Source organism: Pseudomonas sp. S60 (assembly GCF_016647865.1).
Lineage (GTDB): Bacteria > Pseudomonadota > Gammaproteobacteria > Pseudomonadales > Pseudomonadaceae > Aquipseudomonas > Aquipseudomonas parafulva.
This window is the reverse complement of record NZ_JACVVH010000090.1, coordinates 1-8121: the sequence shown is the minus strand read 5'-3', so window position 1 is coordinate 8121 and position 8121 is coordinate 1. Positions and strand designations below refer to the sequence as shown.

Sequence of the window (8121 nt, the reverse complement as noted above, 5' to 3'; positions counted from 1 at the left end):
GCTGACCTCCTGCATGCCATGCAGGCGCTCTCCCAGCTGAGCTATAGCCCCACAATGTCGCTTTGAACAGAATCGCTGGCTGGGTGCCTGGCGCTTCATTTCGTTCATCGCTGTGGACGGGGCGCATATTAAGTTCGGATCGTAGACCTGTCAAACGAATTTTTGAAAATACCCAAAAGTTTTTTCACAGATAACAATCACTTACCGCAATGGGCTGGACGCAGGTGCAGCTTTTACGTGGGAATGAGGCGTTCAGGGGCGTCGCTGGGCGACGCATCGCGAGCTACGCTCGCTCCTACGGGCCAGGTTATGGCGGTAAAGCGAGCGATGCTAGCGATTCGTTGGCGCCGTCAGGCGATGGTGGCCAACAGTTTTTCCCACTCCTTGTTTTCTTTCTTCGAAACGCCACCCAGCAAGTCCAACGCTTGGCGCAAGCGATAACGCGTCAGGTCCGGGCCGAGGATTTCCATGGCATCGAGTACCGACACTGAACTGGCCTGCCCGGTGATGGCGGCGAACATCAGCGGCATCGCGTCACGCAGTTTCAGCTCCAGGGCCTCGACCACGGCCTGGATGCAGCCCGTAATGCGTTCCTTCTCCCACTGACGCAGGCTTTCGAGCTTCCACAGGATCAACTGCATCACCTGGCGCACCTGGTCGGCCGACAGCTTTTTACTCTCGAACAGCTTGGCGTCGAGCTTCAGCGCACCTTCGAAGAAGAACCCGCCCAGTGGCACTACCTGGCTGAAGGTTTCTACGCGCCCCTGCACGTGCGGGGCAATCTTCATCATGTAGTCGCTGTTGAATGCCCACTGCTGCAAACGGGCAGCGAAGGCCTCGACCGGCAATTCACGCAACCACTGGCCGTTGAGCCAGGACAGCTTTTCGATGTCGAAGATTGGGCCACCCAGCGACACGCGCGACAGGTCAAAGTGTTCAACCATCTCGGCCAGGGAGAACTTCTCGCGCTCGTCCGGCATGGACCAGCCCATACGGCCCAGGTAGTTGAGCATGGCCTCTGGCATGAAGCCCATACGCTCGTAGAACGTGACCGAAGTCGGGTTTTTGCGCTTGGAGAGCTTGGATTTGTCGGGGTTGCGCAACAACGGCATGTAACAGAGCTTGGGCTGTTCCCAACCAAAGTATTCGTACAACTTGATCAACTTGGGTGCGGATGGCAGCCACTCTTCACCCCGCAACACATGGGTGATACCCATCAGGTGGTCATCCACCACGTTGGCGAGGAAATACGTGGGCAGGCCATCGTTTTTCATCAGCACCTGCATGTCCATGCGGTCCCACGGGATCTCGACGTCGCCGCGCAGCATATCGGGTACCAGGCACACGCCTTCGCTCGGCACCTTCATGCGGATCACGTGCGGCTCGCCTGCCGCAAGGCGGCGCTGCACTTCCTCGGCGCTCAGGGCCAGGGCACGGCCATCGTAGCGCGGGGTCTCCCCACGGGCCTGCTGCTCTGCACGCATCTGCTCCAGCTCTTCGGCGGTACAGAAGCAGTAGAACGCGTGGCCTGCGTCGACCAATTGCTTGGCATAGCGGGCGTAGATCTCGCCCCGCTCACTCTGGCGATACGGGCCGTGCGGGCCGCCGACGTCCGGGCCTTCGTTCCACTCGATGCCGAGCCAGCGCAGGGCGTCGAAGATCTGCTGTTCCGACTCGCGCGTTGAGCGCAGCTGGTCAGTGTCCTCGATGCGCAGGATGAACTCGCCGCCATGCTGCTTGGCGAAGCAGTAGTTGAACAGGGCGATGTAGGCGGTGCCGACATGGGGGTCGCCGGTCGGCGATGGCGCGATACGCGTGCGTACGGTGGTCATGGAGGGTCTCGAACGAAAGATGAAACAAAGGCCGAATGTTAGCAGGTGGCAGCCATCGGGCTCCAGCGATGGCGCGCACACGGCTTGCCGTGCGCAGGCGCAAGTGCCAAGCAGGGCCGCAGACCATCAGCAATATGCGGACAGGCGCGGCTCGGTTCTCGAGGGGTCAGCTGACGATCAGCCGCTCCCGCAACTGGGTGATTTCGTCACGAAGTTGCGCTGCAGCCTCGAATTCCAGATCGCGGGCAAGCTGCATCATTTTCTCCTCAAGCTGCTTGATACGCTTGGTGATCTCCCCCGGTGTGCGCAGTTCGGCTTCGTAACGGGCGCTCTCCTCCGCCGCCTTGGCCATCCCTTTGCGCTTCTTGCTGCGCGACCCCGGCACCGTAGCGCCTTCGAGGATGTCGGTGATGTCCTTGACCACCCCTTTCGGCACGATGCCGTGGGCCTCGTTGAACGCGATCTGCTTCTCACGACGGCGCTCGGTTTCATCAATGGCACGCTGCATTGAACCTGTGATGTTGTCGGCATACAGGATTGCCCGACCATTGAGGTTCCGTGCGGCGCGGCCAATGGTCTGGATCAGTGAGCGCTCCGACCGCAGGAAGCCTTCCTTGTCGGCATCGAGTATGGCTACAAGCGACACCTCGGGCATGTCCAGGCCCTCACGCAGCAAGTTGATGCCCACCAGCACATCAAAGGTGCCCAGACGCAGGTCGCGAATGATCTCGACCCGCTCGACCGTGTCGATGTCAGAGTGCAGGTAGCGCACCCGCACATCGTGATCGGCCAGGTAGTCAGTGAGGTCCTCGGCCATGCGCTTGGTAAGTGTGGTTGCAAGCACGCGCTCACCCAGGGCCACGCGTTTATGTATCTCGGACAGCAGGTCGTCGACCTGCGTGAGCGCGGGCCGTATCTCCACCTGAGGGTCGACAAGGCCCGTAGGGCGAACCACCTGCTCCACCACCCGACCGGCATGCTCGGCCTCATAAGGCCCGGGCGTGGCAGAAACGAAAATGGTCTGCGGGCTCACGCTTTCCCATTCGTCAAAGCGCATAGGGCGGTTATCCAGCGCCGATGGCAGGCGGAAGCCATATTCCACCAAGGTTTCCTTGCGCGAGCGGTCGCCTTTGTACATGGCCCCTACTTGCGGAACGCTGACGTGCGACTCGTCGATGACCAGCAGGGCATCCGCCGGCAGGTAGTCGTAGAGTGTGGGGGGTGGCGCCCCGGCCGGCCGCCCCGACAGGTAGCGTGAGTAGTTCTCGATGCCATTGCAATAACCCAGCTCCAGGATCATCTCCAGGTCAAAGCGGGTACGCTGCTCCAGGCGTTGCTCCTCGACCAGCTTGTTGCCTTTATGCAGAAACTCAAGGCGCTCACCGAGCTCCTCCTTGATGCCCTCCACCGCCTGCAGCAGCGTTTCCCGCGGGGTGACATAGTGGCTTTTGGGGTAGAACGTGAAGCGCGGCAACTTGCGCAGTACCTCACCGGTCAACGGGTCGAACGCGGCGATGTTCTCAACCTCGTCATCGAACAGCTCGATGCGAATGGCTTCAAGGTCAGATTCAGCAGGGAAAATGTCGACCACGTCGCCACGCACACGGAAGGTGGCACGGGCAAAATCCATTTCGTTGCGGGTGTACTGCAGGTCGGCCAGGCGGCGCAGCAGCGCACGCTGGTCGAGCTTGTCGCCGCGGTCGATGTGCAGCACCATCTTCAGGTACGTTTCAGGGCTGCCAAGGCCGTAGATGCACGACACGGTAGTGACGATGATGGCGTCGCGCCGCTCGAGCAGCGCCTTGGTCGCGGAAAGGCGCATCTGCTCGATATGGTCGTTGATCGACGCGTCTTTCTCGATGAACGTATCCGACGAAGGTACGTACGCTTCGGGCTGGTAATAGTCGTAGTAGGAGACGAAGTACTCGACGGCGTTATTGGGGAAGAATGCCTTGAATTCGCCATACAGCTGCGCGGCCAGGGTCTTGTTGGGCGCCAGCACCAGCGTAGGGCGCTGCACCTGCTGAATGACGTTGGCAATGCTGAACGTTTTGCCTGACCCGGTCACCCCCAGCAACGTCTGGTGCGACAAGCCCGCCTCGATGCCTTCGACCAACTGCCGTATGGCCTCGGGCTGGTCGCCGGCCGGCTGGAAACGGGTGACGAGCTGAAACTCGGACATGTCGAACCTCGCGGTGCTGCACTGTAAATTTAGCCAGTAGTCTATACCCAAATGGGCCTGCTGGGGGATGCCTTGAAGGTGGAACGGTGACCCGGTGTAACGGTGGACCTGGCAATCGGATCAAGGGTCGAAATTTTTTTGCGCAAATAGGCGCAAAAGGTGCGCCAGAGTGTCGCGGCGACCGCGCGGGATCACTATACTGACTCCCCGTTTGTGCACCGCTTCAGTGCATTCGGCTGGAGCGTGTACGCCCTATCACCTCCTATCCGAGCCAAGGTAACAATGAGCCTGTTTTCCGCTGTCGAGCTGGCACCCCGCGACCCCATCCTGGGCCTCAATGAAGCGTTCAATGCCGACCCACGTACCGACAAGGTCAACCTGGGCGTAGGCGTGTACTGCAATGAGGAAGGCCGCATTCCGCTGCTGCGTGCCGTGATCGAAGCCGAGACCCAACGTGCCGCCCAGCACGCCTCTCGCGGCTATCTGCCCATCGATGGTATCGCCACTTACGACCAGGCCGTGCAGAAGCTGCTGTTCGGCGCCGAATCCCCACTGCTGGCCGCCGGCCGCGTGGTCACCGTGCAAGCGGTGGGCGGCACTGGCGCGCTGAAAATCGGTGCTGACTTCCTCAAGCGGATCGCACCGGGGGCAGTGGTAGCCATCAGTGACCCTAGCTGGGAAAACCACCGCGCGCTGTTCGAGTCGGCGGGCTTCCCTGTGCAAACCTACCGCTACTACGACGCACCTACCAACGGTGTAGACCGCGCCGGCATGCTCGAAGACCTGGCCAACCTGCCAGCGGGCTCTGTCGTGGTGTTGCATGCCTGCTGCCACAACCCGACCGGTGTGGACCTGACCCTGGACGACTGGAAGCATGTTCTGGAAGTGGTCAAGGCCAAGGGGCACGTACCGTTCCTGGACATGGCCTACCAGGGCTTTGGCGACGGCATCGCCGAAGATGCGTTCGCGGTGCGCCTGTTCGCCGAGTCTGGCCTGGAATTCTTCGTGTCCAGCTCGTTCTCCAAGTCGTTCTCGCTGTACGGTGAGCGCGTCGGCGCACTGTCCATTGTCACGGCGTCCAAGGACGAAAGCACGCGCGTGCTTTCCCAGGTCAAGCGGGTGATTCGCACCACCTACTCCAACCCGCCAACCCACGGTGCCACCATCGTTGCCACGGTACTGAACAGTGCTGAACTGCGCCAGATGTGGGAAACCGAACTGGCTGAAATGCGTCAGCGCATCCATGGTATGCGCAAGCAGATGGTCGAATTGCTGGCGCAGTACGGCGCCAAGCGTGACTTCAGCTTCGTTGGCCGCCAGGTGGGCATGTTCTCTTACTCCGGCTTGACCGTTGAGCAAGTGACTCGCCTGAAGAACGACTTCGGCATCTATGCGCTGGACACAGGCCGCATCGCGGTAGCCGCGCTCAACCAGAGCAACATCCACGTGGTTACGAAGGCTATCGTAGAAGTACTGTAACCGGTTGATTTTACAGGGGGTTGCTTGACTTCCCCCTGGCAATGAGTAAGATACGCGCAGATTCCGCGATAGCTCAGTCGGTAGAGCAAATGACTGTTAATCATTGGGTCCCTGGTTCGAGTCCAGGTCGCGGAGCCAGATAAAAAAGCCCCCGTTGCGCAAGCAGCGGGGGCTTTTGCGTTATTGGGTCAACACCGCGTCAATCGGCCTGGCCGATGGGGTAGAACACGCCCCCGCTCCACACGCCTAACCATTGTTCACCTGACAGCACCTGCGGTACGGCGAGCTCGACCAATTGGTAGAACACATTGCGATGGACCAGCGCCTCGAGGTTATCGCGCATCAACACATAGGGTGAAGGCGCCTGGGTAATGGGGTCGGTGACCACGCGTAAAGGGTTGGCCGGCCCCACGTCCACCTGATCCTCCACATTGCTGGTAAAACGCAGCACCTGTTGCTCGCCCTCGCCCATTACCTCCAGCGCCACCACCACAAAAGGTGCGTCATCCACCTGGATGCCCACCTTCTCTACCGGTGTCACGAGAAAATAGTCATCACCCTCACGGCGGATAATGCCGGAAAACAACTTCACCATCGGTTTGCGGCCGATGGGTGTGCCCATGTAATACCAGGTGCCATCGCGGGCAATACGCATATCGATATCGCCGCAGAAATCCGGGTTCCACAGGTGCACCGGTGGCAGGCCCTTGCTACTGGGAATCTGCGTCAGGAGATCGCTGGTTTTGCCTGACTCACTCATCACATTGCCTCATCGGCTCATGCCCAACAGGCTACGAGCGTACTCGCGCATTGGCGCGCCAAGCAAATCCTGCGGGGTCTGATCGTGGAACGTCAACAAACCGCCACGGCTCTTGATGCGCACCGTGTCGATCAAATAGCGCGTATTGGTTTCCAGCAGCATCATCTGCACCACACCGCTGTCCCAGCCAAGGCGGTCGACGGCCTGCTCGTCGTACCACTCATCCCCATTGCCAATGCGGTCGTCCGTGCGGGCGAACCGGGTGTACAGCACATAGTCGGCGCCCACCGAGCGCGCCTGTACGATGGCCTCTTCCAGGCCAAGGGGCCGGTCGGCGCGACGCACCAGCGGGAAGTATTCGACGAAGCTCTTGAATGCTTCATCCGCCACGGCGTTCTGGCGAGGAACGGGGCCTTTGCCGGGCGGCACGAATGCCCCCTGGCCAATGAAAATAAAGGAGTCGGGCTGCAGGCGGATGGACAAGGTACGGCGGGTGTCGCTGTGATCCAACAGGCCGGCGTCGCTCATGTGGTAGCGCACGCCCTCCCCCATATCGCTGACATTCATGCACCCGCCCAACGCCATAAGCGTTAGCAGCAAGACCAGGCTACGCATCATTCCTCCAGTGGCCGGTGACGAAAAACCGGCGAATAGCTGGCGGATGCAGCTTTTGCGCCAGCTTTGCTCTACGTCATAGCCGGCTACCCATGGCCTTAACCGCAGGTGCAATCAGCTGGCGGGCTCTGGGTCGCGTTTGCGCTTGTTGCCCATACGCACGCCGATATCCATCAGGAACTGGAAGAAGCCTTCCTGATCTTCCAGCACATTGCTCCAGAACGGCGAGTGGTACAGGGCCACAGCGCCATGCACCAGTGCCCATGCCGCGCAGTAATGGAAGTACGGCGGCACGTCTTCAAGCTTGCCTTCGCTGATGCGGCCTTTGATCAGTTGTGTGAGGCGGTCGAAGTTGGAGGCCCGGATGCTGTGCAGTTGCTCGACCATCTCCGGCACCTGGTTGCCCTTGACCACTTTTTCTTCCAGGCGATCGAACAGTCGATAGCGTTGGGGGTCGCGCATGCGAAACTCGAAGTAGGCACGCGACAGGGCCTCTTTGTCACGGTCTACATCAGCGGAATGCAGCAGCTCATTGAGGTCGCGCTCGTAGTCGAGCATCAGGCGCAGGTAGATCTCCGCCTTGGACTTGAAGTGCTTGTAGATCGTACCTTTGCCGATGCCTACGGCGTCGGCGATCATCTCGACGGTGACGCTGTCTTCACCTTGCTCGAGAAACAGCTTGAGGGCGGTGTCGAGGATTTCCTGTTCGCGACGGCGAAACTCACGGACCTTACGAGGTTCTTTCTGCATGGGAAGGACTGGCTGACAATCGAAGCGGATTATTATGCCTAACTTGCATGAAATTGCACGGATCATCCGTGGTTATCTGTGTTTCCGGGTGCCTGCGGCCATGCCGAGCGGGAGCACTTGGGGGCTGGCGTATTCCAAATCTGTTTAAAAAACGATCAACTTCGACTGGCGCTGCGTCAAACCTGGCCAATACTAGAGGTGTCGGCCCGGCACATCCCCCCAAGTGGCGTGCCGATAAAGGTGCTCAGGGACCGCGTACCTTTGTTTTACTCCTAATGGTCTTAACCCGGATTCCTCCCCCAGAACCCGGGTTTTTTTTGCCGGCGGCAACCCCACCCAAGCCGCACGCCTCAGCGAGAGCTAGCTCTGGATCTTGATCCAGCTGTTGATCTGGCTGTTGATCTTGATCTGGCTGTTGATCTTGATCTTCGCGACTTCAGGAGGCCGAACGTAGGACTTGCGGAGGGAGGTGACGGGCTTGGATGCCCGTCAAGCGCTGAGGC

The 8121-nt window shown here is 60.0% G+C and carries 6 protein-coding genes and 1 tRNA gene; 2 read left to right on the top strand and 5 right to left on the bottom strand.

Annotated features, from left to right (window positions below; genetic code table 11):
* Nucleotides 1-350: 350 nt before the first annotated feature.
* Both gltX and uvrB read right to left on the bottom strand, forming a co-directional pair.
* Entirely contained in the window at nucleotides 351-1832 is a 1482-nt protein-coding gene (gltX, locus tag IAE33_RS24150) for a glutamate--tRNA ligase (RefSeq protein WP_201165702.1), read from the bottom strand.
* Nucleotides 1833-1998: 166 nt separating this feature from the next.
* Nucleotides 1999-4014, bottom strand: a complete 2016-nt coding sequence (uvrB, locus tag IAE33_RS24145; protein ID WP_201165700.1) for an excinuclease ABC subunit UvrB — start codon at nucleotides 4012-4014, stop codon at nucleotides 1999-2001.
* A 282-nt stretch (nucleotides 4015-4296) separates the two neighbouring features.
* Here uvrB and IAE33_RS24140 point away from each other — a divergent pair, with 282 nt between their 5' ends.
* Together IAE33_RS24140 and IAE33_RS24135 are read left to right on the top strand one after the other, a co-directional pair.
* The gene (locus tag IAE33_RS24140; protein ID WP_201165698.1) at nucleotides 4297-5493 is read left to right on the top strand and encodes an amino acid aminotransferase; all 1197 of its coding nucleotides are present in this window, start codon (nucleotides 4297-4299) and stop codon (nucleotides 5491-5493) included.
* A 62-nt stretch (nucleotides 5494-5555) separates the two neighbouring features.
* Nucleotides 5556-5631, top strand: a tRNA-Asn gene (locus tag IAE33_RS24135).
* Nucleotides 5632-5692: 61 nt separating this feature from the next.
* On the opposite strand, the gene IAE33_RS24130 is transcribed toward IAE33_RS24135, so the two are convergent.
* The 3 genes from IAE33_RS24130 to IAE33_RS24120 all read right to left on the bottom strand — a co-directional run bounded on the left by IAE33_RS24130 (nucleotide 5693) and on the right by IAE33_RS24120 (nucleotide 7618).
* Nucleotides 5693-6253, bottom strand: coding sequence for a DUF1285 domain-containing protein (locus IAE33_RS24130; RefSeq protein WP_201165696.1), 561 nt, complete (start codon nucleotides 6251-6253; stop codon nucleotides 5693-5695).
* Nucleotides 6254-6262: 9 nt separating this feature from the next.
* Nucleotides 6263-6868: a DUF4823 domain-containing protein gene (locus IAE33_RS24125; protein ID WP_060483650.1), complete on the bottom strand. Its 606-nt coding sequence runs from the start codon at nucleotides 6866-6868 to the stop codon at nucleotides 6263-6265.
* 114 nt (nucleotides 6869-6982) lie between these two features.
* The gene (locus IAE33_RS24120) at nucleotides 6983-7618 is read right to left on the bottom strand and encodes a TetR/AcrR family transcriptional regulator (protein ID WP_028632352.1); all 636 of its coding nucleotides are present in this window, start codon (nucleotides 7616-7618) and stop codon (nucleotides 6983-6985) included.
* Between the last annotated feature and the right edge of the window lie 503 nt (nucleotides 7619-8121).

Bases quoted from the DNA above. Each gene is read 5' to 3' on its own strand.
- gltX (WP_201165702.1), bottom strand. From the start codon at position 1,832: ATGACCACCGTACGCACGCGTATCGCGCCATCGCCGACCGGCGACCCC.
- uvrB (WP_201165700.1), bottom strand. From the start codon at position 4,014: ATGTCCGAGTTTCAGCTCGTCACCCGTTTCCAGCCGGCCGGCGACCAG.
- IAE33_RS24140 (WP_201165698.1), top strand. From the start codon at position 4,297: ATGAGCCTGTTTTCCGCTGTCGAGCTGGCACCCCGCGACCCCATCCTG.
- IAE33_RS24130 (WP_201165696.1), bottom strand. From the start codon at position 6,253: ATGAGTGAGTCAGGCAAAACCAGCGATCTCCTGACGCAGATTCCCAGT.
- IAE33_RS24125 (WP_060483650.1), bottom strand. From the start codon at position 6,868: ATGCGTAGCCTGGTCTTGCTGCTAACGCTTATGGCGTTGGGCGGGTGC.
- IAE33_RS24120 (WP_028632352.1), bottom strand. From the start codon at position 7,618: ATGCAGAAAGAACCTCGTAAGGTCCGTGAGTTTCGCCGTCGCGAACAG.